This is a genomic window from Stagnihabitans tardus (assembly GCF_009925085.1).
Taxonomy (GTDB): Bacteria; Pseudomonadota; Alphaproteobacteria; order Rhodobacterales; family Rhodobacteraceae; genus Stagnihabitans; species Stagnihabitans tardus.
In genome coordinates this window covers 237,162-259,865 of the sequence record NZ_JAABNR010000002.1, presented here as the reverse complement: position 1 = coordinate 259,865, position 22,704 = coordinate 237,162, and the positions used below count along the sequence as shown (strand labels likewise).

The following is a 22,704-nucleotide window of genomic DNA, read 5'->3' as shown; positions in this document are numbered from 1 at the left end:
CATGAGGTTTCTCGACTCACGGCTCCATGTCCACCCCATTGGCCCTGCCCACGAAGAGCGGCAGATGCGGCACATAGTCCTCCGCCCCCGCCCCCCCGGTCGCCAGCGCCGCCACGAAAGAGTTCTTCACCGCGTTGCCCACCGGGTTGGCCACCCCGGCGGCATCCGCCATGGCCTCCAGGTAGCGCAGGTCCTTGGCGGCGTTGGACAAGGTGAACTTGTGCGCCTCGCGGTTGCCCTCGATCAGGAAGCCCATGAAGGTCTGGTAAAACCCGCAATCCATCCGCCCGCCGCGAATGACCTTGTCAAAACGGTCCGGCGAAATCCCCACCTTCTGCGACAGGACCAAGGCCTCGGAATAAAGCGCCGCATAGCCCAGCGACAGGAAGTTGTTGAGGAGTTTCATCCGGTGCCCATCCCCCGGGCCGCCGATATGGACGATCTTGCCCGCAAAGGCCGCGATCACCGGGCGCAGGCGTTCAAAGACCGCGTCCGTCGCCCCCACCATCACATCCAGCGTCCCCGCCCAGGCTTCCTTGGGCGTCCGGCTCAGCGGCGCGTCCACCAGGGTCACCCCCCGAGTCGCCAACTCCGCCGCCAGCGCCGCCGTCGACACCGGGTCCGAGGTCGAGCAATCGACCACCAGGGCCCCCTCCCGCAGATGCGGCGCCATCTGCCGCACCAAGCTTTCCACCTGCGACGAGCCGGTGACACAGAGAAACACGATATCGCAGCCCGCCACCGCCTGGACCGAGCCCTCGATGGCGCCCTTGCCCACCAGGTCCTCGACAGCGGCGCGGTTGCGATGCGCGGCCACCGTCAGCGGCCAGCCCTTGGTGACGATGTTATGCGCCATGCCATGGCCCATCAGGCCAAGTCCCAGAAATCCGATGCGTTCCATCTCTGTCTCCCTTTTGCTGGCAGCCTAGGGCCGGGCGCGCCCAAGGCAAGCCGGGTTCTGCCCAATCCGCTGCGATATGCCCTTGAAACCGCTCCGCAGCGCTGCTAGAGGGGGCGCAACCTGTGGGCCCATGGCCTGCGGGGCGACAGGGCCGGTGTAGCTCAGCTGGTAGAGCACGTCATTCGTAATGATGGGGTCGGGGGTTCGAGTCCCTTCTCCGGCACCAGTCGCCACAAAAGGCCGCGCAATCCCCCCGGGGTTGCGCGGCTTTTGTTTTGGCGCCTCAGACCAGGCCCATCAGATGCAGCCCCAGGCCCAGCGCGGCGGCGCCGCCGAGGACCGTGGCCATCCCCAGCTTCAGCCGGAAGACCGCCACCAGCGCCAGGACCGAGAGCCCCGCCGCCGCCCAGTCGATCGAGCTCCAGACCGGGATCTGCAGCGCGAAGGGGCCGGGGCCGACCTCGCGCCAGATGACATGGATGGCGAACCACAGGGACAGGTTCAGGATCACGCCCACCACCGCCGCCGTCACCGCCGACAGCGCCGCGCTCAGGGCCTTGTTCGACCGCAGGCCCTCCATGAAGGGGGCGCCTAGGAAGATCCAGGCGAAGCAGGGCGCAAAGGTCACCCAGGTCGCCAGAAGCCCGCCCAGCGTGCCCGCCAGGAGCGAGCCCTCGGCCCGCAGAGCGCCCATGAAGCCCACGAATTGCAAGACCATGATCAGCGGCCCCGGCGTGGTCTCGGCCATGCCCAGCCCGTCCAGCATCTCGCCGGGTTTCAGCCAGCCATAGGTGCCCACGGCCTCTTGCGCGACCCAGGCGAGCACCGCATAGGCCCCGCCAAAGGTCAGGACGGCGAGCTTGGAGAAATAGGTCGCGATATCGGTAAACACGCTGCCCGGCGCCAGGAGGACCAGGGCCGCGACCGGCACCAGCCAAAGGGCCAGCGCGAGCGCCCCGGCGCGGAAGGCGCCCGCGCGGTCTGGACCGGGGCCCTGCTCTTCGCCCAAGAGCGTTGCAGCATCGGCGACATGGGTCTTGCCCACCGCGCCATGGCCTCCGCCGCCCGCAAAGCCCGCAAGCCCGGCCCGCGCCCCCAGCCAGCCCAGGAGCCCCGCCCCCGCCACGATCAGCGGAAAGGGCGCGCCGAAGACGAAGATCGCGACAAAGGCAGTGGCCGCGATGGCCTGCATCGTGCGGGTCTTCAGCGACCGCTTGCCGACCCGCACCACGGCTTGCAGGACCACGGCCAGGACCGCCGCCTTCAGCCCGAAGAACAGCGCGGCCACCGGGCCAAGTTCTCCCCAGATCGCGTAAAGCAAGGACAGCGCCATGATCGCCACGGCGCCCGGCAGGATGAAGAGCAGCCCCGCGACCAGCGCCCCCCGCACCCCATGCATCAGCCAGCCGATATAGGTGGCCAGCTGCATCGCCTCGGGCCCGGGCAGGATCATGCAGAAGTTCAAGGCATGCAGGAAGCGCCCATCGCCGAGCCAGCGCTTCTCTTCGACCAGGATGCGGTGCATGACGGCGATCTGCCCGGCCGGCCCGCCAAAGGACAGGGCCGCTATGCGCGCCCAGACGCGGGTGGCCTGCGAGAGTGTGGGATAGGTCATTTCTTGGCTCCGTTCGGCCAGGTGTGCTGCTCCTCGGTCGCATCCCGCGCCCAGCGATAGAAGGCGTCGTAAAGCCCCATCCCGGCCTCGAGCTGCGCCAGGTCGTCGGAATGCATCCGCGACAGGCCAAGCGAGGCCGCCAAAAGCCCGGCGCATTCCGGCGCCAGGTCCGGCCGCCCCGTGTCGGCCCCGCGCACGATCCGCGCCAGCCGGTCGAGCGCCGGGGTCGAAAGCCCGAACTCGGCCAGGAGCGTGTCGAAGGTGCAGGTCTCGCCGCGATGGCTCCAGAAGACGCCCTCGATGTCATAGGCCATGGCGCCGAAACGCTCTGCCACGGCCTGGACCTCGGCAGGGGCCACAAAGAGGAAGACGGCCTGCGGGTCGATGAAGCGGCGGATCAGCCAGGGACAGGCGATGCGGTCGATCTTGGGGCGCGCGCGGGTGACCCAGACCGACCTGCCCTGCTCATCCCGGGCGGTGATCGGCGCGGGGTCGACCAGGGGCAGGCCCGCCGCCGCCCAGGCCGCATGGCCGCCGATCAGATACTCCGCCTGCAGCCCCTCGTGGCGCAACCAGGCGGCGGTGCCCTGGCTCAGCCGGTGGCCCTCGGCGCAGATGACGACGACCGGGGCCGAGAGCGTGGCGGCCAGGGCCGAGAGCTGCCCGGGCGCAAGATCGGCCTCGGCCAGGGCGCGGGCGCCGGGCAGGAAGCGCGGGTCCTGGGCCCGGACCGCATCGCGGCGGACATCCAGCAGGATTGGGGCCTTGGGCGTGCCGACAAGCCGGGCGAGTTGGTCGCAAGACATGGCATCGGGGGCAGGCATCTGCGTTCCTTTCGAGCCTTGGGGGAACGCGGGCTTCGGCTGACGCCTCGTGGGGCGACCGCTGGCCCCATGCGGCCTTTTTCGCGGGCGGCGGGGGGCTTGTCAACCGCCCCGGGCGTCAGACCTTGATCTCGAATGCCTGCTGATCTCCCACGCCGAAGACCCGCTTGTAACGCGCGATCTCTTCGGCCGGACCCATGGCCTTGTTCGGGTTGTCCGAGAGCTTGACCGTGGGCCGCCCATTGGCCGAAACCGCCTTGCAGACCAGGCTGAAGGGCGCGAGCCCGTCGTCGGGGGAAAGCCCCACGAAATCGTTGGTCAGCATCGTGCCCCAGCCGAAAGAGACCTTGCAGCGCCCGGCAAAGCGCGCCTGCAGCGTCTCGATCTGTTCGACATCCAGGCCGTCCGAGAAGATGATCAGCTTCTGACGCGGATCCTCGCCGCGCGCCTTCCACCAGGCGATGGCGGTCTCGGCGCCCTCGGCCGGGTCGCCGCTGTCGATGCGGATCCCGGTCCAGGAGGCCAGCCAGTCGGGCGCCCGGGCCAGGAAACCGGCGGTGCCATAGGTGTCGGGCAGGATGATCTTGAGGTTGCCGTCGTGTTCCTCCTGCCAGTCGGCCAGGACCTGGTAGGGCGCATTGGCCAGTTCCTCATCGGAATTGGCCAGGGCGGAGTAGATCATCGGCAGCTCATGGGCATTGGTGCCGATGGCCTCGATGTCGCGGCGCATGGCGATCAGGCAGTTCGAGGTCCCGGTGAACTTGGGCCCCAGCCCCTCCATCATCGCCTGGACGGCCCAGTCCTGCCAGAGGAAGCTGTGCCGGCGACGCGTGCCGAAATCGGCGATTTTCAACCCTTCCAGCCGCTTCAGCCGGGTGATCTTCTCCCACAGCTTGGTCATGGCGCGGGCGTAAAGCACCTCGAGTTCAAAGCGGCCGAGGCGCCCCAGGACCGCGCGGCCGCGCAGCTCCATCAGGACGGCCAGAGCGGGAATCTCCCAGAGCATGACCTCGGGCCAGCGGCCCTCGAAGGTCAGCTCGAACTGGCCGTCGCGTTTTTCCAGGTGATAGGGCGGCAGGCGAAGGCCCTCGAACCACTCCATGAAATCGGGGCGGAACATCTGGCGCTTGCCGTAGAACATGTTGCCGCGCAGCCAGGTGCTTTCCCCCCGGCTGAGCGACAAGCTGCGCACATGGTCCAGCTGTTCGCGCAGCTCCCCCTCGTCGATCAACTCGGCCAGGCGGATTTTCGACGACCGGTTCAGAAGCGAGAATTGCACCGTCGCATCGGGCTTGTTGCGAAAGATCGACTGGCACATCAAGAGCTTGTAGAAGTCCGTGTCGATCAGGGACCGGACGATCGGGTCGATCTTCCAGCGGTGGTTCCAGACACGGGTGGCAATTTCGACCATGGAGGGGCTCCTTCGTGGCGCACCATGGCACCGGGGCGGGGCAAGGTCAAATCAGCCGGTATCGCGCAGGGGTTCGGAGGGACAATGACGCGAGATCGCGGCGATCAGGTCGGATTTGCTGAGCGGCTTGACGAGGAACCCATCCATCCCGGCGGTGAGACAGGCGGCGCGGTCCTCACCAAAGGCATTGGCGGTCAGCGCCAGGACCGGGCAATGACCCCCGCCCTCCGCCTCGGCGGCGCGAATCTCGCGCGTCGCCTGCAGCCCGTCCTTCTTGGGCATCAGCACATCCATCAAGACAAGGTCGGGCTGCGTCTCGTGCCAGAGGCGGACGGCCTCTTCGCCGTCCTCGGCCTCGATCAGGGCGGCCACCTGGTCCTTGAGCATCTTGCGCAGGATCATCATGTTGGTGCGGTTGTCCTCGGCCACCAGGATACGCAACCCGGGACGCAGGGCGGCGGTGCTTGGCAAGGGCGCCTCGGCAGGCGAAAGCCTGGTCAGAGGCATGTCGACGCGCAGGGTAAAGGTCGAGCCATGGCCGATTTCCGAGCGCACCGAGATCCCGCCCCCCATCCTTTCGGCCAGCATGGAGGAGATGGTCAGGCCAAGCCCCGTGCCGCCGAACTGGCGCGAGATGCCGTTGTCGGCCTGGGCAAAGCTTTCGAAGATGCGCTGGATGCGGTCGGGGGCGATGCCGATGCCGGTGTCCTGAACCGCGATCTCCAGCATCTGGCCCGCGACGATGGGCGGGCGGACCTTGATGACGACCTCGCCGGTCAGGGTGAACTTGACCGCGTTGCCCACAAGGTTGACCAGGATTTGCCGCAGCTTGCCCTCGTCGCCAAGGACCGTGGCCTCGCCCTCGATCTCGGCGCGGAGCCTGATGCCCTTCTTGGAGGCGACCGGGGTCAGGATGCGCACCACGCCCTCGACCGTGGCCTGCAGCTCGAAGGGCTTGGCCTCAAGCGGCTGGTTGCCGGATTGCAACTTGGCCAGGTCGAGGATGTCGTTGATGATCTCCAGGAGAAGCCGCCCCGAATCAAGGATCGTCTCGACATAGTCGCGCTGGGTGGCGTTGAGCCGGGTCTGGCTGAGCAGCTCGGCCACCCCGATCACCCCGTTCATCGGCGTGCGGATCTCGTGGCTCATATTGGCCAGGAAGCGGGATTTCGACTGGGCGGCCTCTTCGGCGGCAGCGCGGGCGCGGGCCAGTTCGGCCTCGCGCGCCTTGGCCTCGGTCACCTCGCGTTCAACCGCGATCCAGCGGGTGAGGGTGCCGTCGTCATCGAAGATCGGCGTGATCGAGGTCTCGATCCAGAAGAGCCGCCCCGACTTGCCACGGTTCAGAACCTCGACCCGCAGGGGCTGCTGGCGCCGTCGCGCCTCGACCAGGCGGGAGGTCGTGGCCGGGTCGGTGTCGTCGGCGTTCAGGACCTCTGCGGGCAGATGGCCCAGAACCTCGGCCATGGCATAGCCGGTGATGCGGGTGAAGGTGTCGTTGACCCATTCGATCCGCCCATCCGGCCCACAGACCAGGATGCTGTCGTTGGCATATTGCGCCACCAGGGCCAGCCTTTCGCTTTCGGCCGCGTGGCGGGCAAGGGCTGCGCGGGCAAGCTCTTGTTCCTGCTGGTGTTTCAGCAGCCGATACTCGGACAGTCGGCGGTGCTGGTGGTTGCGCTCTGCCGTGCGGACGAAGATCGCGGCCAGGATGACCAGAAGCAGGAAGGAGGCTGCGAAATACAGATGCTCGCGACTGAAACCGCCGGGAGTGCTGACGAACTCCCACAGGTTCATGACGACGCCGGCCGACAGATAGATCGCCATGCGCAGGTCGGCGATCTGCGGCAGGTAGACCCGTCCGTAACCCGCGTTGATCAGCGCCGCGACCAGGAAGACGGCGGCGAAGAAGTGCATCTCATGCGGGCCAGACTTGCTCCAGGCCAGGTCGATGCTGGCGACCAGGGTCAGGGACTGAAGCGTGGTGGCCAAGGCAATGACCCGCAGGGGGCGGCGGCTTTCCATGCCGCGGGCCATGTCCCTTTCGGTCCATGCGATGGCGGTGCGCAGGCCCAGCGCATCCACCGTCTCGCCGATCAGGCTCAGGAGCGCCAGGGCCAGGGCCAGGCGCGCATCCTCCAGCAGGGCAAGCACGAAGACGCCGTAAAAGGTCAGCGCCAGCCGCAGGGGGAAGGCCCGCAGCCGCGCATGGGCAAAGCTGAGAAGGCGGCCAGGCGGGCTCATCCGGTGTTCTAGCCGCTTGAGGTCGGTCAAGACCTCGGATTCGGTTGTGGATTCGGCCATGCCCATCTTCCGCAGTTTGGCGGAAGCCTAAGCCAATGAGCCTAACGGGGAATTAACCGAAGACCACGCCCGCCGCCGTCATCGCCTGCCTTTGCCGCAGGAGCGAGCCGCCGAGATCGATGGCCCGGCAGAGGTCGGGCAGAAGCGTCACGCCAAAGCCGCGCGCCCTTGCGTCCAGCGCGGAAAAGGCCACGCAGTAGTCGGTGGCCAGCCCCACCAGCGTCACCGAGGTCACGCCCCGCCCCCGCAGATAGCCCTCGAGCCCGGTGGGCGTCTGGCGGTCGTTCTCGAAAAAGGCCGAGTAGCTGTCGATCTGGCGCCGAAAGCCCTTGCGGATCACCAGATGGGCCGGGTCGGTCTGCAAGCCGGGGTGAAAGGCCGCCCCTTCCGTCCCCTGCACGCAATGGACGGGCCAGAGCGTCTGGCGGCCGTAAGCCATGTCGATTTCGGAAAAAGCCTGCGCGCCCGGGTGGTTGGCGGCAAAGGAGCTGTGATCCGCCGGATGCCAGTCCTGGGTCAGGACGACCGTGTCAAAGCGCTCCATCAGCGCGTTGATCGGCGCCACGATCTCATCCCCCCCGGCCACGGCCAGGGCGCCTCCGGGGCAGAAGTCGTTTTGCACGTCGATGACGATCAGGGCTTCAGAGGCGGTAATGACAGACATGGGCAGTCTCCTTTGCCGCAGAGTGGCGCGGCGGGGCGTCGCAGGCAAGAGGCTGGACCTTGGCCCCGCCCCGGTTTATCCCGCGCCCATGTTCGTCGTGGCAGCGCTTTATCACTTCACCCCCTTCCCCGACCCGGATGCCCTGCGCCCGGGGCTGAGGGCGCTTTGTGCTGAATGGGGCGTCATGGGCTCGCTGCTCCTGGCGTCAGAGGGGATCAACGGCACCATCGCGGGGACGCGTCAGGGGATCGACGCGGTGATCGCCCATATCCGCGCCCTGCCCGGCTGCGCGGACCTGGTCTGGAAGGAAAGCCCGGCGGAACGCATGCCCTTCCCCCGCGTGAAGGTGAAGCTGAAGAAGGAGATCGTGACCCTGGGCGTGCCGGGGATCGACCCCCGGGCAAAGGTCGGCCGCCATATCCCGCCCAAGGAATGGAACGCTCTGATCAGCGCGCCGGATGTCGCCGTGATCGACACCCGCAACGATTACGAGGTCGAGGTCGGGACCTTCAAGGGCGCCGTCGACCCGCAGACGACGAAGTTCCGCGACTTCCCGGCCTGGTGGCAGGCCCACAAGGCCGAGTTCGAAGGCAAGCGCATCGCCATGTTCTGCACCGGCGGCATCCGTTGCGAGAAATCGACCAACTACCTCTTGGGCGAGGGCGTCGAAGAGGTCTTCCACCTGCAGGGCGGCATCCTGAAATACCTCGAAGAGGTCCCCGAAGAGGAGAGCCTCTGGCAGGGCGAGTGCTTCGTCTTCGACCACCGGATCGCGGTGGGCCATGGGTTGCGCCAGGGCCGCACCGGCATGTGCATGGCCTGTGGCCGCCCGGTGCCCGAGGGCGCAAGCCACCTCTGCCCCAAGGACAACCAGCGCCCCTCCGAGGGCTGAATCACAAAACGGAATTTGACGGCGACGGGCGAAAGGCCGAAGTTGGCGGCCTTCGCAGGAGCCCCCATGACCCGTCCCTCCGTCTTCACCCCGATCCTGATCGCGGGCTGCGCCGTCCTGATGCTGAACTTCGCCATCCGCGCGAGCTTTGGCGTCTTCCAGCTGCCGATCCATGACAGTTTCGGCTGGCCGAGGTCGGATTTCTCGATGGCCATTGCGGTGCAGAACCTGGCCTGGGGGATCGGTCAGCCGATCTTCGGCGCCCTGGCCGAACGCTTTGGCGACCGCCGCGCCATCATCGCCGGGGCGCTGCTTTATGCCCTGGGCCTGGTCCTGTCGTCTTACGCCACCACGCCGGGCATGATGCAGGCGCTGGAGGTGCTGGTGGGCTTCGGCATCGCGGGCACCGGTTTTGGCGTGATCCTGGCCATCGTGGGCCGCGCGAGCCACCCCGAGAACCGTTCCCTGGCCTTAGGGATAGCCACGGCGGCGGGCTCCGCCGGACAGGTCATCGGCGCGCCCACCGCCCAGGCGCTGTTGCACGTCTTTCCCTGGACCACGGTTTTCGTCATCTTTGCCGTGGTCATCCTCTGCACCCTCTTCGCGCTCCCGTTCCTGCGGGCCCAGCCCCTGGCCTCCAAGGCAGAGCTGCAGGAAAGCCTCGGCACCGTCCTGATCCGCGCCTTCAAGGACCCGTCCTATGCCATGATCTTCATGGGTTTTTTCAGCTGTGGCTACCAGCTGGCCTTCATCACCGCCCATTTCCCGGCCTTCGTCACCGAGGCCTGCGCGGCCATCGACCCGAATGGGATGCTGGCGGGGATGGGGATTTCGACGACCTCGACGCTGGGGGCGGTGTCGATCTCGGTCATCGGGCTCTTCAACATCGCGGGGTCGATCTATGCGGGGGCGCTGGGGAAGCGGTTCAGCAAGAAATACCTGCTGGCGGGGATCTATACGGCGCGGACACTGGCCTCGGCGGCCTTCATCATGGCGCCGATGACGCCCTTTACCGTGCTGGCCTTCTCGGCCGTCATGGGGGCTTTGTGGCTGGCCACCGTGCCGCTGACCTCGGGCCTGGTCGCGCATCTCTTCGGCATCCGCTACATGGGCACGCTTTACGGTTTCGTCTTCCTCAGCCACCAGTTGGGCTCTTTCCTCGGCGTCTGGCTGGGCGGCAAGATGTATGACCTGACCGGGGATTACACCCTGGTCTGGTGGGTGGGCATCGGAGTCGGAGCCTTTTCCGCGCTGATCCACCTGCCGATCCGAGAGCATCGGGTGGCAGTCCCGGCCTGAACCGGCTAAATGGGGGGCATGATCGAGGTCGTAGCCCCCAACCTGAAGCGCCGCCTGTCGGGCGTCACGGCCACCGTCGTGCGGCTGATCCCCCTGCAGGCGCGCCTGATCGGCATCGTTGCGACCGGGCCGGGCCTGCCTGCGGGCCTGCCGCATATCCCCCTGATTTCTTGCCTGTGGCTGAGCCGCGACCGGCTCCGGGTCTGGCACGCGCGGCGCAACACCGAGATGCTTTTGGGCCTTGTGCTGAAGGGGCTCTTCCGGCGGCGGCTGAAGCTCCTTTTCACCTCGGCCTCGCAGCGGCGGCACACGGGCTATACCAAGTGGCTGATCGGCAAGATGGACCGGGTGATCGCGACCTCTGACCGGACGGCGGGCTATCTGGAGCGGCCTTCGACCGTGATCATGCATGGCATCGACACCGAGAGCTTTTCCCCTTCACCGGACCGCGCGGCCCTGCGGGCGCGGCTCGGCCTGCCGGAAGGGGTCTTGGTCGGCTGCTATGGGCGGATCAGGCCGTCGAAAGGGACCGACCATTTCGTCCGCGCGATGATCCGGCTTCTGCCCGATCACCCCGGGGTCACAGCCCTGGTGATGGGCCGCGCGGTGGGCAAGTTCCGCGACTTCTACGAGGGCCTGGTGGCGGAGGTTCAGGCCGCTGGCCTGTCGGACCGCATCCTCTTCCCCCCCGAGGTCCCCGTCGACCAAGTGGCCGATTGGTATCGCGCGCTGGACCTCTACGTCGCCCCGCAGCGCTGGGAGGGCTTTGGCCTGACGCCCCTCGAGGCCATGGCCTGCGGTGTCCCCCTGGTCGCCACCCGCACCGGGGCCTTCGAGAGCCTGGTCGTGCCCGAGGTCGGCGCCCTGGTCCCGCCCGATGACCTGCCCGCCCTGACCGAGGCCATCGCGGCGGCCCTGACCTGGCCCCTGGCCGAAAAGGGCGCCGCGGCCCGCGCCCGCGCCTTGTCGCATCACCGCATCGAGGACGAGGCCGCGGCCATCGTCCGCATCTACCGCGAGATGCTGGCATGAACCGGCTGGGCTTCCTTTGGGCGCGCACCTTCCGGCGCGAGGCGCCGATTGCGGCACTTTCGGTCCCGGAATCTGACTTGCAGGCCGATCTGGCAGGGAAATCCGTGGCCCTGGTCGGCAATGCCCGCGCCCTATCTGGCGCGGGAGAGCAGATCGACGCCGCCGACCTGGTCATCCGCATCAACCGCGCGCCGATGCCCAGCACGGAAAGCCATGGCACCAGGACCGACATGCTGGCCCTGGCGACCAGCCTGCCGCAGCGCGACCTGGAGCGGTTGCGCCCCGGCCGCATCCTGTGGATGAGCCCGAAACGCAAAAGGCTGAGCTGGGGCCTGGCGCAGAGCCCGGGCTTCTACCTGCACCCGCTGGAGGATATCGCCCGGCTGACGGCAACCCTTGGGGCGCCGCCGACCACCGGGCTTATGATGATCGACCTTCTGGCGCGGTCTCAGGCCGCGAAGGTGGACCTTTGGGGCTTCGACTTCTTCGCCTCGATGTCGCTGTCGGGGTCACGCACCGCAGCCCAAGTGCCGCATGACTTCGCCGCCGAACGCGATTTCGTCGAGCGCCTCATGGCCACCGACCCGCGCTTTGCGCTTCACTCTCCGGCGGGCTGAACCAGCAGGATTTTCAGGTCCTGATCCGGGGTGAAATCGGTCTTCTCGACGGTAAAGGTGGTGGGCCCGGTCTTCTTCACCCCCTCGGCACAAAGCGAGATGACGTTGGCGGGGTCGCCCTTGTCCAGGGTCAGGGTAAAGCGCTGGATCGGCCCGGCCCAGGAATTGGCGGTGCGCAGGACATAGTCGATCTGATAGGCCATGCCCCAGGCGCCCTCACTGGCATCGGGACGGGCCAGGGCCTTGGCGATGGCCGTGGAGGTGCCCTCGTCGATGCAATAGGTCCGGGCGATGTCCTTCAGGTAATCCTGTTCCGGCGGATGCTCCCAACCAAAGACGCCGCCGGTCGGGCGGTTCTCGTAGTCGTGATGCACCTTCGTCACGGCGCCCGCCTTGAAGGTCTGGGTCCAGTGATAGCGCAGAACGACCGACCAATTGGGGTAAAGGTCGAAGCCCTCGGTGTCGTCGTAATCCCCGATCACCCCCGCCGCCAAAAGCGCATCGCGGGAAGCGGGAGAGAGCGCCTGGATCTCCTCCCAGGCCCTCTCGCCATCCAGCGAGACGGCAAGCCCATGTTCGGCCAAAAGCGCCGTCACATCCTGGCCGGGCGTGTCATATTGCTGGGAGGGCGTCAGCTCCCACCAGGCCTCGGGCAGGATCACGGCCAGGCGGTCGATCTGCAGGGCAACCGGCGCGCCATCGACCACAGCCTTGAAATCCATGAGGTTTTCGCGAAGGGTATCCTCGGGCAGGTTCCACATCCCATTGATCAGATCGCCCATCGGGATCGGCGGCAGGGGGAAGATCACCTCGCCGGTGACATCCTGGTCGGTCAGGTTGCGAAAGGTGTAATCGACCGAAATCCGGTCGGGAGAGATCATAAGATCCTCGGTCTCCATCGCGACCTTGTCGGTCTGGCCAAAGGTCAGGCCCGTGGCGGTGAACCCGCCGAACCCGTCGTTGGCCAGGGCAGGCCCGGCCAGGAGAAGAGCCATGCAAGGAACCAAGGCAATGCGTTTCATGTCAAACTCCCTTTTGCGACAGGCTGGCGCGGGGCTGGCGCTTTGCCCGCCCATCCGCGACGAATCCGCTTTCCCCCGCGTCGTATTCACGCTATGCGACCCCGTCTTTCATGTCGGAAGATCTATAGGAGAACCCCGATGGGCTATAAAGTCGTCGTCGCGGGTGCCACGGGCAACGTGGGCCGCGAAATGCTGAACATCCTCGCCGAGCGCGAGTTCCCCGTCGATGAGATCGTGGCGCTGGCGTCGCGCAAATCTCTCGGCACCGAAGTCAGCTTTGGCGACCGAACTTTGAAGACCAAGGACCTGGATACTTTCGACTTCACCGGCTGGGACATCGCGCTTTTCGCGGTGGGCTCGGAGGCGACGAAGCTTTATGCGCCCAAGGCTGCGGCGGCGGGCTGTATCGTGATCGACAACTCTTCTCTGTATCGCTACGACGCGCAGGTTCCCCTGATCGTGCCGGAAGTGAATGCTGATGCGATCTTTGGCTACAAGCAGAAGAACATCATCGCCAACCCGAACTGCTCGACCGCGCAGATGGTCGTGGCGCTGAAGCCCCTGCATGACCGCGCGAAGATCAAGCGCGTGGTCGTGGCGACCTATCAGTCGGTCTCGGGCGCGGGGAAAGAGGGCATGGACGAGCTCTGGGATCAGACCAAGGCGGTCTATAACCCGGTCGCCGAAGTGCCGCCGAAGAAGTTCTCCAAGCAGATCGCCTTCAACGTGATCCCGCATATCGACGTTTTCCTGGACGATGGTTCGACCAAGGAAGAGTGGAAGATGGTGGCCGAGACCAAGAAGATCCTGGACCCCAAGATCAAGGTCACCGCGACCTGCGTCCGGGTGCCGGTCTTTGTCGGCCACTCCGAAGCCATCAACATCGAGTTCGAAGAGCCCCTGGACTGGCAGGAAGCGCAAGACATCCTGCGCGAGGCGCCGGGCGTCATGCTGATCGACAAGCGCGAACCCGGTGGCTACATCACCCCCATCGAATGCGTGGGTGAATATGCGACCTATGTGTCGCGCGTGCGCCAGGATTCGACGATCGAGAATGGCATCTCGCTGTGGTGCGTGTCCGACAACCTGCGCAAGGGCGCGGCGCTGAACGCGGTGCAGATCGCGGAACTGCTGGGCAGCAAGGTCCTGAAGAAGGGCTGAAGTCGCTCGAGTTGAGGAGGGGGCCCTGCCGACTGTCGGCGGGGCCCTTTTCCTTTGCGTGCGGCCCTGCCGACTGCGAGGACAGCAGGCGCTTGGGGGCCTGGGGTCGGTGCTGGGGGGAGGGGGGGAGCCTCCGGCGGGGATATTTGGGCCAATGTGAAAGGGGCGAGAATTGCCCTGACCATCGGGGGAAAGGCGGAGGTCCCGGATGAAAGTCATGAGCCTCCAGCAGGAGTATTTGCGCCAAGTTGAAAGAGCATTGGCTTTGGCGTTGCGGGGGCTCGCCCGGTTGCGGCGGGGCATTGGAGAGGCTCGGGCGGGCGGATATGAGAAGGCGTGAAGGGCCCCGGATGGCGCTTGGCTTGGCGCGACGCGCTTGAGGGATCTTGGTCCAGCCTGGAGTCTTTGGGTGATCTACAGAGGGCCAAAGGAAGACTTCGCCCCTTGCCTCGGCCCGCTGAGGACACGCCGGACCACGGCGCGAGACCTCTTGTCTTTCACCTTGGCCCAAATATCCCGGAGGGGCTCGGGGAGGCAGCGCCTCCCCGCCGTTCAGAGGTGGGACCGGGCGTCGCACAGGGCGACGAAGGCGTCGAAGAGCTTACGCATCGCGGGTTTCTTGTAGGGGAAGAGCGTCGCGCAATCCATGTCATGGACGATCATCGCCACGTCGAGTTCGAAGACCAGGAGCCGCCCATCCGGCATTTCGGCGCAGTCGATGCCGAAGTAATCCAGCCCCAGGCGAACGGCCAGGGCCTGGAGCGTCGCCCCGTGGCGCTTGGCGAAGCCCTGGTCGAAATCCTCCATCCAGGCGGCCTCGGCTTCGCGGCGGTCGGCGTTGGTCTCCATCGCGGCGTTCAGGTAATGGACCATCCAGTGCTCGGAGACCGCGAGGTGGCTGGCAAAGGGCTTGCCGCCGATCAGGACCACCCGGGCCTTGGCAAAGCGGCCCTGCGCATCGCGGTAGTCGATGAAGGGGGCGGCGTAGAACTCCTCCTCGGGGTTCAGGGAGAGGAAGGCCACCAGCTCGTCGGGATCGCAGACCCGGGCCAGGCCATGGCCCGCATGGCTGCCCAGGGGCCGCAGCACGGCCGGATAGTCGAAGAAGCGCCGGGCCCGCGCGACGGCCGTCAGGGCCGCGCGGGTCATCCGCGTGGTGGGCGGGCACAGAAGACCCGGGATATCCTGCAGCATGGCGCTGACCCGGTCGCGCGACAGGCGCAGGATGGTTCCGGGTGCATTGTTCAGCACCGGGCCGGGGAAATCCTGCAAGAGACGGCAGAGGTTGGTCAGGACGGCGGCATTCTGCGGCCCCTCTCCGACTGCCATGAAGGCCACGTCATGGGGGGGCAGATCCGACAGATCCTCGGTCTCGGCATCGACGAAATGCAGGATCAGCACGGCATCGGTGCCGGCCAGAAGGAAGTCGATCGGCGTGTTCGACATGAAATCGCCGGGTGTCACGAAGGCCAGGATCCGCGGGCCGGTGGCCGCCCCATGCGGGATCTCGTAGCTGCGCTGAAAGCGGGCGGCGGCGCGTTGCATCGCCTGGCCTTCCGCCGCCATAGCGCCACCTTGGGTCATCAGCAGCGTCGACAGGTCCAATGCCGCCGCCGGATCGCGTGGCCCCGCCCTTTCGGCCAGCCGCGTGGCCAGGGGGCCAAGATCGGCCTGTTCATAGACTTTGCGCAAAATGGCCTCATGGCCAAGGCTTCGCGCAAGAGGGGCGAGATTCGTCATTCCGTGCTCCTTCTGGACCTGAAGGCAGTTGGCCGCGCAGAGGTGGAGATTTCGTTGACGGGCGCGACGGAATGGCGCCACCCTGCCGTTTATGCCGCACAGCTTTGGAAAAATGAGGCGAAAATGCACGACGATGATGAAGGTTTGGCGCGCGACCTGCCGCGGCTGATGGGACGGCGGGGGGTGGTTCTCTCGCTTCTGGGGCTGGGCTTGGGCGGCTATGCCCTGGCGCAGGCCCTGCCGCCTTCCGATTCCGAGGCCAATGTCTTTGGCACCGGCGCGGATGGCGGCCAATGTCTGAAGACTCCCGCCGAGACCAATGGCCCCTATCCCGCCGATGGCTCGAACAGCCGCGAGGGGCAGGTGGTCGATGTGCTGAAACAGCAGAGCGTGATGCGCGACGATATCAGGACCTCCTTCGGCGACCTGGACGGAGCGGCGGAGGGCATCCCCCTGGAGCTGGAGATTGCGCTGATCTCGGTCGACGGCTGCAAACCCTTGGGCGGCCATGCGATTTACCTGTGGCATGCCGATGCCGAGGGGCGCTATTCGCTTTATGACCTGCCCGAGCGGAACTACCTGCGCGGCGTGGTGCTGACCGATGCCTCGGGCGTGGCGCGGGTCACGACCATCGTGCCGGGCTGCTACGACGGGCGCTGGCCCCATATCCATTTCGAGGTCTTCGCCTCGGCCGAGGCGGCGGTGGCGGGCGGGGCGCTCTTGACCTCGCAGATGGCCCTGCCCGAGGCGACCTGCCGCGAGGCCTATGCCGATGCGCGCTATCCCGCCAGCCTGCGGAACCTCGACCGGACGAGCCTGGATGGCGACAATGTCTTCGGCGACAACACGCCCGAGCAGGTGGCGCAGCAGCTTCTGACCATGACCCGGACGGCCACGGGCTATGCGGCCAAGGTCACCGTGGGTCTGGGCTGAACACCCCTACCACCCTCAACAGTCCCGATACCGAGGGGGCTCCTGTAGCCCGGGGTAAACCCCGGGTCACCGCCAAAGCTCCCAGGAACGAGGGCGCGCGCCCCTGCCACAGCGTAGCCCGGGGTAAACCCCGGGTCTTACGCCCCGGCGGCCTTCAGTGCCTTTTCCAGGTCTTCCGCCTCTTCGCAATTCCCGCAGAGACCTTGCAGCTTGACGAGGTTCGCCTTGGCCGCGTCGATCTTGCCCTGGGTGATGAAGAGCTCGCCCTGATACTCCAAGGCGCCCAGGTGGTCGGGGTTGATCGCCAGGACCTTCAGATAGGCGGCATCGCTGTCCTCAAGCTGGCCCAGCTTGCGATAGGTGAAACCCAAGAGGTTCCAGGCATCGGCATTGCCCGGGTCGTTCTGCACCAGGCCCACGAGTTTCGGCAGGGCGGCGGCATAAGAGCCCTCATCCACCATGGCCTTGGCCTCGTCATAGGGGGCGGCGGCCGTCTCGCTGCTGCCATCCGAGGTGCCCACCGCCATCGACGGCCCGGCCATCAGGGTAAAGAAGGCCAGACCGATGATCATCAAGGCAGAGTAGAACTGGATCATGGCACTTCCCCTTGTTTTTTTGCACCCTAACACGGACCTGGGCTCACGACTCATCAATGGCGCGTGAAAGTTAACCAATCCTTTCCAAGGCCAGGACTTCACGGATCGAGCGGACGGTTTTGTCGACGATCTCGACCAATTCGGCCTCGGTTGCATTGTAAGGCGGCGCCAGGATGACGATATCGCCGCGCTTGCCATCGACATTGCCGCCGACCGGATAGCAGATCAGCCCGTTCTCCATCGCCCGCGCCCTGATCTTCAGGAAGAGCTTCCGTGAGGGGTCAAAAGGCGCCTTGGTCGCGCGATTCTCGACCAGCTCGGCGCAGATGAAATGGCCGCGGCCACGGATATCGCCGATGAACTCCACATCGGCGAGCGCCGCGCCCAGCCAGGCCTTCAGAAGGCCGCCATTCTCCGCCACCCGGGGCAAAAGCCCGTCGCGGGTGATGATCCTCTGCACTGCCAGGGCCGCCGCACAGGCCGCCGTATGGCCGGTGAAGGTGTGCCCCGTGCCAAAGGCGCCATCGGCGGCGCGGATCGGCTCCCAGACCTTGGCGGTGCACAGCGCGGCGCCCAGGGGGACGTAGCCCGCCGCGAGGCCCTTGGCGATGGACATGATATCAGGCGTGACCCCGTCATGTTGCAGCGCGGACCAGGTCCCGGTGCGGCCCGCGCCGCACATGACCTCGTCGGCGATCATCAGGACGCCGTAACGGTCGCAGATCTCGCGCACCAGGGCCGCATAGCCCGCAGGCGCGGGCACGCAGCCCCCCGCCGCCCCCACGACGGGCTCGAAGACGAAACCGGCGATGGTCTCGGGCCCCGCCTTCAGGATCGCGGCCTCCAGCTCTGCCGCGCAGGCCGCGGCATTGTCGGGGCCCAAGGGCCTGTAATCATTGGCCGGAGAGAGCTTGATCGAGGGGATGAAGGCGCCCTCATAGGCCAGGGTCCGCTCCGCAAAGCCCGAGAGCCCCAGGGCCCCCAGCGTATTGCCATGCCAGGACCGCTCACGCGAGATGAACCGCCGCCGGGTCTTCTCGCCTCGCGCCGTGTGATATTGCAGCGCGATCTTCAGGCAGCTTTCGACCGCCTCGGAGCCCGAGCTGACGAAGACCATCTCCGCCATCCCGGTCCGGTCGCGCAGGACCTGCGTCAGCTCCTCCAGCGCGTCGGTGGTGAAGTTGTAGCGATAGCCATGGGCGATGTCGCGCATCTGGGCAAAGACGGCCTCGTTGACCTCGTCATGCGCATGACCCAGGCAATAGACCGCAGGCCCGCCGGAGCCGTCGATATAGCGCTTGCCGGTGGCATCCCACAGGTAGGACCCCTTGGCGCGGGTCACCTTGGGCAGGGCTTGGGTCGTGGTCAGGCTGTCTCTGGTCATGGGGCACCTCTGGCGGGCAGAGTGGCAGGGGCGCCCTTTCCCCGCAAGGCTTTCCCCTTTGCGCCAAAGGTGCTACGGGGGGGCATGACCCCTCTCCCCTCCAAAGCCCAGATCCGCCAGTGGATCGCTGAAAATCCGCTCCAGGCCAATGGCCGCGACATCGCCCGTGCCTTCGGCATCAAGGGTGCGGCAAGGGGCGACCTCGCCCGCATGATCGACGAGATCGAGGCAGAGGATGGCCTGCCGCGCGCTCCGCGCCGCGCCGAGGGCGTCTTGCCCCCCGTCGCCGTGCTGGAGGTGCTGGCTCCCGATGCCGATGGCGACCTCTTCGCCCGGCCCCTGGAGGCCGGCGTGCCGACCGATGGCCCGGCCATCCTGATCGTGCCACAGAAGGGCGACCCGGCCCTGGGCGAGGGGATGCGGATCCTGGCGCGCCTGACACGGGTGACGGGCGAGGACCATGGCTATGAGGCAAGGCTGATCCGCGCCCTGGGGACCACGGCGCACAAGGTCCTGGGGATCTTCCGCAAATCGGCCGAGGGGGGCCGAATCCAGCCCATCGACAAGGGCTCGGACAAGGAATGGCGGGTGCCGCGTGACGGCGTGAACGAGGCCCGTGATGGCGAACTGGTCGAGGCCGAGCTGATCGGCAAACGCTCCATGGGCCTGCCCTCGGCCCGGATCATCGTGCGGCTGGGCGACCCTTCGGGCCCCAAGGCGGTGAGCCTCATTGCCATCCACCAGCACGGCATCCCCGACGACTTCCCCGATGCGGTGATCGCCGAGGCGGACGGCAAGGTCGAAGCGCCCCTGGGCTCGCGTGAGGACCTGCGGGACCTGGCGCTCTGCACCATCGACCCGCCCGACGCCCGCGACCGCGACGATGCGGTTTACGCGGAGCCGGATAGTGACCCGCATAACGAAGGCGGCCATATCCTCTGGGTGGCCATCGCCGATGTCGCCCATTACGTGACCCCCGGCTCGGCCCTCGACCGTGAGGCGAGGAAGCGCGGCAACTCCAGCTATTTCCCCGACCGCGTCGTGCCGATGCTGCCCGATATCCTCTCGGGCGACCTCTGTTCGCTGCACGAGAATGTCGACCGCGCCTGCCTCGCCGTCCGCATGGTCATCGACCGCGACGGGCGGAAGCTGCGGCACAGCTTCACGCGCGGCCTGATGCGGTCCAAGGCCGCGCTGAGCTACGCCCAGGTCCAGTCGGCCATCGACGGCAGCCCCGATGCCGCGACCTTGCCGCTTTTGGGCAACCTGCGCGCGCTCTACGCCGCCTATGCCAGCCTCAAAGCCGCCCGAGCCGCCCGCCAGCCGCTGGAGCTTGACCTGCCCGAGCGCAAGATCATCCTGAACGACGAGGGCCAGGTGACTTCGGTCGCCTTCGCCGAGCGCTTCGACGCCCACAAGCTGATCGAAGAGTTCATGGTCCTGGCCAATGTCGCCGCCGCCGAAGAGCTGATCCGCCTGAAACAGCCCCTCCTCTTCCGCGTCCACGAAGAGCCCTCGCCCGAAAAGCTGGACGCCCTGCGGGAGGTGGCCCAGGCCTCGGGCTTCGTGCTCGCCAAGGGCCAGGTGCTGAAGACCGCCCATCTGAACCGGCTCCTGGAGGCCGCCCAGGGCTCCGAATTCGCCGAGCTCATCAACATCACCGCGCTGCGGTCCATGACCCAGGCCTATTACGCCCCGCAGAACTTCGGCCATTTCGGGCTCGCGCTGCGGAACTACGCGCATTTCACCTCGCCGATCCGGCGCTATTCCGACCTGATCGTCCATCGCGGACTGATTGCGTCGCATGGCTGGGGCAAGGACGGGCTCTCGCCCTGGGATGTGGAGAACCTGGAAGAGACCGCCAAGCTGATCTCGGACACCGAGCGGCGGTCCATGGCGGCCGAGCGTGACACGACCGATCGCTACCTGGCGGCCTATCTCTCCGACCGCGTCGGCACCGAGTTTTCGGGCCGCATCGCTGGCGTCCAGAAGTTCGGCCTCTTCGTCAAGCTGGACGAGACCGGGGCGGATGGGCTGGTCCCCATCCGCTCCGTCGGCCGGGAATACTTCCGCTATGACGAAGAGACCCAGACCCTGACGGGCGCCGATACCGGCACAACGCTCGGCCTGGGTCAGCGCGTCACGGTGCGCCTCGCCGAGGCCACGCCCACGACCGGCGGCCTGGTGCTGGAATTGCTGAACGTCGAAGGCAGCACCCGCAGCCCCGCCCCGCGCGGCAAAGGCTATAGCCCCCGCAAGGGCGCGGGCTTCAAGGCGCGCAGCGACGGGATCAAGAAGAAGGTCACCCGCACCCGGCGCTGAGCCCGGGGTATACCCCGGGCTACGCAGCGGAACGAGAACGCCCAGGCCGCGCCGTCGCCTGGGCGCGACCGCCTTCACCCACTCTCCGCCGTCCCGGGCTTGATCCGGGACCTCGCCCCGCTGGCGACCGGCCCGACGCCTCACGCCCCGGCGGGTTGATTTCCCGCGCCTTCCCTGCTATCTCCCCCCTCGCGGGCGCCATGCCCGTTTCACCCAAGGTTTCAACATGTCACCCGACAGTCGATCGACCGAGCCGTCCGAGGACCGCATCCAGGGGTGACCCCTTGTGCGCGGCCCGGGCGGCCGGTCGCACAAGGAGAATACGATGACCTTCATCCACAACCGCTTCGAGCGGCTGGCAACCTGGATTTCCAATGCCATGGGCCGCCCCCTGGTCTTTCTCTTGGCCTTTGCCGTGGTCCTGGCCTGGGGCATCTCCGGGCCCCTGTTCCAGTTCTCGGACACCTGGCAACTGGTGATCAACACCGGGACCACGATCACCACCTTCCTGATGGTCTTCCTCTTGCAGAACACCGGCAACCGCACGATTGCCGAGCTGCAGGACCACCTGCACAGGCTGGAGCGGCAGAATGCCGAGATCCTCGGGCTTCTGCGCGACCAACCGAGGCTGCGCGCGGCCTGAGGGGGCGGTGCGCTGAAGCGCACCCTGCGCGCAGGGAGGCGGCTCTTGCCTTGACCCGTCCCATCGGGCATCAAAACCCCATGGGACGGTTTCTCCTGCTTCTGATGGCGCTTGCCGCCCCGGCCCTGGCCGATCCGCCCGCCTCCCGGGGATACTCCCCCCTGTCCGAAAGCTGGACCATGGCCGACCTTCCCGCCTGGCTTGACGCCTTCCACACCCGCGCCCTTGCCGCCGGGATCACCGAAGCCACTTGGGCCCGCGCAAGGCCGGCAATGGTCGCCCGCGAAGACGTTCTGGAGCGCGACCGCAACCAGGCGGAGTTCTCCCGGACGATCTGGGATTACCTCGACCGCGCCGTCTCCGAGGACCGCGTGGCGCGGGGGCAAGAGGCAATGAAGACCCATGCGGCCACCCTCGCGCGGATCGAGGCCGCCTATCACGTCGATCCCGCCGTCGTGGTCGCCATCTGGGGCCTGGAAAGCGACTACGGCGCCAATCGCGGCGATGTGCCCGTCCTGGCGGGTCTTGCAACCCTGGCCTCCTCGACCCGACGCGCCGCCTATTTCGAGAGCGAGCTGGTCGCCGCCCTGCGCCTGGTCCAGGACGGCGCCGACCCTGGCCTGAAAGGCTCCTGGGCGGGGGCCCTTGGCCATACGCAGTTCATGCCCTCCAATGTCCTGGGCCTCGCGGTCGATTTCGACGGCGACGGCCAGCGCGCGCTTTGGGCCGATGATCCGACCGATGCCCTGGCCTCGACGGCAGCTTTTCTCGCCCATTGGGGCTGGGGCGAGGGCCCCTGGGGCGTGGAAGTCACCCTGCCCCGGGACATCGACTGGTCCCTGGTGGGCGAACGCATCAAGAAACCCGGCGCCGATTGGGCCGCGCTCGGCGTCGAACCGGTCAGCGAAACTCTCCCCGACTGCCAGGCCTCGCTCCTGGCCCCCGCAGGCCACCGCGGCGCCGCCTTCCTGATCTGCCCCAACTTCCACGCCATCGAGGCCTATAACCCCGCCGATGCCTATGTCATCGCCGTGGGCCACCTCTCCGACCGCATCAAGGGCGCCGCGCCGCTCCAGCACGACTGGCCCCGGGACCTCCGCGCCCTGACGCTTGCCGAGCGCATCGCCCTGCAACAGGGCCTGACGCGCGCAGGCTTCGACACGAAAGGCGCCGATGGCAAGATCGGCCCGAACACCCAGGCCGCCATCCGCGCCTTCCAGAAAGCCAAGGGCCTGATCCCCGACGGCTATGCCAGCCCGGACCTCCTCCCCCTCCTCCCCTGATTTCAACTTGGCGCAAATATCCTGGGGGAGTCCCGCAGGGACGGGGGCAAAGCCCCCCGAA

At 67.0% G+C, this 22,704-nt stretch carries 19 protein-coding genes and 1 tRNA gene; 10 read left to right on the top strand and 10 right to left on the bottom strand.

Annotated features, from left to right (window positions below):
* Positions 1 to 16: 16 nt before the first annotated feature.
* Positions 17 to 901 carry an NAD(P)-dependent oxidoreductase gene (locus GV832_RS02935; protein WP_168773325.1) on the bottom strand — a complete coding sequence of 295 codons (885 nt, stop codon included), beginning with the start codon at positions 899 to 901 and terminating at the stop codon, positions 17 to 19.
* A gap of 150 nt (positions 902 to 1,051) precedes the next feature.
* On the opposite strand from GV832_RS02935, the gene GV832_RS02930 reads away from it, so the two are divergent.
* A tRNA-Thr gene (locus GV832_RS02930) sits at positions 1,052 to 1,127 on the top strand.
* A 57-nt stretch (positions 1,128 to 1,184) separates the two neighbouring features.
* Here the strand turns inward: GV832_RS02930 and chrA are convergent.
* From chrA to pncA, 5 genes are all read right to left on the bottom strand, one after another.
* Positions 1,185 to 2,516: a chromate efflux transporter gene (gene chrA / locus GV832_RS02925; RefSeq protein WP_168773324.1), complete on the bottom strand. Its 1,332-nt coding sequence runs from the start codon at positions 2,514 to 2,516 to the stop codon at positions 1,185 to 1,187.
* Positions 2,513 to 3,340: a chromate resistance protein ChrB domain-containing protein gene (locus GV832_RS02920; protein WP_168773323.1), complete on the bottom strand. Its 828-nt coding sequence runs from the start codon at positions 3,338 to 3,340 to the stop codon at positions 2,513 to 2,515. Before GV832_RS02920 ends, chrA begins: the two co-directional genes overlap by 4 nt.
* 118 nt (positions 3,341 to 3,458) lie before the next feature.
* Positions 3,459 to 4,751, bottom strand: coding sequence for a nicotinate phosphoribosyltransferase (gene pncB / locus GV832_RS02915; RefSeq protein WP_168773322.1), 1,293 nt, complete (start codon positions 4,749 to 4,751; stop codon positions 3,459 to 3,461).
* Positions 4,752 to 4,802: 51 nt separating this feature from the next.
* The gene (locus tag GV832_RS02910; protein WP_168773321.1) at positions 4,803 to 7,055 is read right to left on the bottom strand and encodes a hybrid sensor histidine kinase/response regulator; all 2,253 of its coding nucleotides are present in this window, start codon (positions 7,053 to 7,055) and stop codon (positions 4,803 to 4,805) included.
* Between the two features lie 52 nt (positions 7,056 to 7,107).
* Positions 7,108 to 7,719: a bifunctional nicotinamidase/pyrazinamidase gene (gene pncA / locus GV832_RS02905; RefSeq protein ID WP_168773320.1), complete on the bottom strand. Its 612-nt coding sequence runs from the start codon at positions 7,717 to 7,719 to the stop codon at positions 7,108 to 7,110.
* 88 nt (positions 7,720 to 7,807) lie between these two features.
* On the opposite strand from pncA, the gene trhO reads away from it, so the two are divergent.
* From trhO to GV832_RS02885, 4 genes are all read left to right on the top strand, one after another.
* On the top strand, positions 7,808 to 8,611 hold the full coding sequence (gene trhO / locus GV832_RS02900) for an oxygen-dependent tRNA uridine(34) hydroxylase TrhO (protein WP_168773468.1): 804 nt from the start codon (positions 7,808 to 7,810) through the stop codon (positions 8,609 to 8,611).
* Between the two features lie 66 nt (positions 8,612 to 8,677).
* Positions 8,678 to 9,910, top strand: coding sequence for an MFS transporter (locus GV832_RS02895; RefSeq protein ID WP_168773319.1), 1,233 nt, complete (start codon positions 8,678 to 8,680; stop codon positions 9,908 to 9,910).
* Positions 9,911 to 9,928: 18 nt separating this feature from the next.
* A complete protein-coding gene (locus GV832_RS02890; protein ID WP_435531738.1) occupies positions 9,929 to 10,942 on the top strand; it encodes a glycosyltransferase family 4 protein in 1,014 nt (337 codons plus the stop codon).
* The gene (locus GV832_RS02885) at positions 10,939 to 11,559 is read left to right on the top strand and encodes a glycosyltransferase family 29 protein (protein ID WP_168773317.1); all 621 of its coding nucleotides are present in this window, start codon (positions 10,939 to 10,941) and stop codon (positions 11,557 to 11,559) included. The genes GV832_RS02890 and GV832_RS02885 overlap by 4 nt, the downstream gene beginning before the upstream one ends.
* Here GV832_RS02885 and GV832_RS02880 read toward each other — a convergent pair.
* Positions 11,541 to 12,554 (bottom strand): DUF4424 family protein, encoded by a 1,014-nt coding sequence (locus GV832_RS02880; protein WP_168773316.1) that lies wholly within the window; start codon positions 12,552 to 12,554, stop codon positions 11,541 to 11,543. The two genes, GV832_RS02885 and GV832_RS02880, sit on opposite strands and share 19 nt — an antisense overlap.
* 165 nt (positions 12,555 to 12,719) lie before the next feature.
* Here GV832_RS02880 and GV832_RS02875 point away from each other — a divergent pair, with 165 nt between their 5' ends.
* Positions 12,720 to 13,742, top strand: coding sequence for an aspartate-semialdehyde dehydrogenase (locus GV832_RS02875; protein ID WP_168773315.1), 1,023 nt, complete (start codon positions 12,720 to 12,722; stop codon positions 13,740 to 13,742).
* 552 nt (positions 13,743 to 14,294) lie between these two features.
* Here the strand turns inward: GV832_RS02875 and GV832_RS02870 are convergent.
* A complete protein-coding gene (locus tag GV832_RS02870; RefSeq protein WP_168773314.1) occupies positions 14,295 to 15,482 on the bottom strand; it encodes an ATP-grasp domain-containing protein in 1,188 nt (395 codons plus the stop codon).
* Positions 15,483 to 15,605: 123 nt separating this feature from the next.
* Here GV832_RS02870 and GV832_RS02865 point away from each other — a divergent pair, with 123 nt between their 5' ends.
* Positions 15,606 to 16,415 (top strand): dioxygenase family protein, encoded by an 810-nt coding sequence (locus GV832_RS02865; protein WP_168773313.1) that lies wholly within the window; start codon positions 15,606 to 15,608, stop codon positions 16,413 to 16,415.
* A gap of 137 nt (positions 16,416 to 16,552) precedes the next feature.
* On the opposite strand, the gene GV832_RS02860 is transcribed toward GV832_RS02865, so the two are convergent.
* Both GV832_RS02860 and GV832_RS02855 read right to left on the bottom strand, forming a co-directional pair.
* Complete coding sequence (locus GV832_RS02860) at positions 16,553 to 17,011, bottom strand: tetratricopeptide repeat protein (protein ID WP_168773312.1); 459 nt, start codon at positions 17,009 to 17,011, stop codon at positions 16,553 to 16,555.
* Positions 17,012 to 17,081: 70 nt separating this feature from the next.
* On the bottom strand, positions 17,082 to 18,395 hold the full coding sequence (locus tag GV832_RS02855) for an aspartate aminotransferase family protein (RefSeq protein WP_168773311.1): 1,314 nt from the start codon (positions 18,393 to 18,395) through the stop codon (positions 17,082 to 17,084).
* Positions 18,396 to 18,479: 84 nt separating this feature from the next.
* On the opposite strand from GV832_RS02855, the gene rnr reads away from it, so the two are divergent.
* The 3 genes from rnr (at position 18,480) to GV832_RS02840 (ending at position 22,643) form a co-directional block, all read left to right on the top strand.
* On the top strand, positions 18,480 to 20,717 hold the full coding sequence (gene rnr, locus GV832_RS02850; protein ID WP_168773310.1) for a ribonuclease R: 2,238 nt from the start codon (positions 18,480 to 18,482) through the stop codon (positions 20,715 to 20,717).
* Between the two features lie 325 nt (positions 20,718 to 21,042).
* The gene (locus GV832_RS02845) at positions 21,043 to 21,360 is read left to right on the top strand and encodes a low affinity iron permease family protein (RefSeq protein ID WP_168773309.1); all 318 of its coding nucleotides are present in this window, start codon (positions 21,043 to 21,045) and stop codon (positions 21,358 to 21,360) included.
* 80 nt (positions 21,361 to 21,440) lie between these two features.
* Entirely contained in the window at positions 21,441 to 22,643 is a 1,203-nt protein-coding gene (locus GV832_RS02840; RefSeq protein ID WP_168773308.1) for a lytic murein transglycosylase, read from the top strand.
* Positions 22,644 to 22,704: the final 61 nt, after the last annotated feature.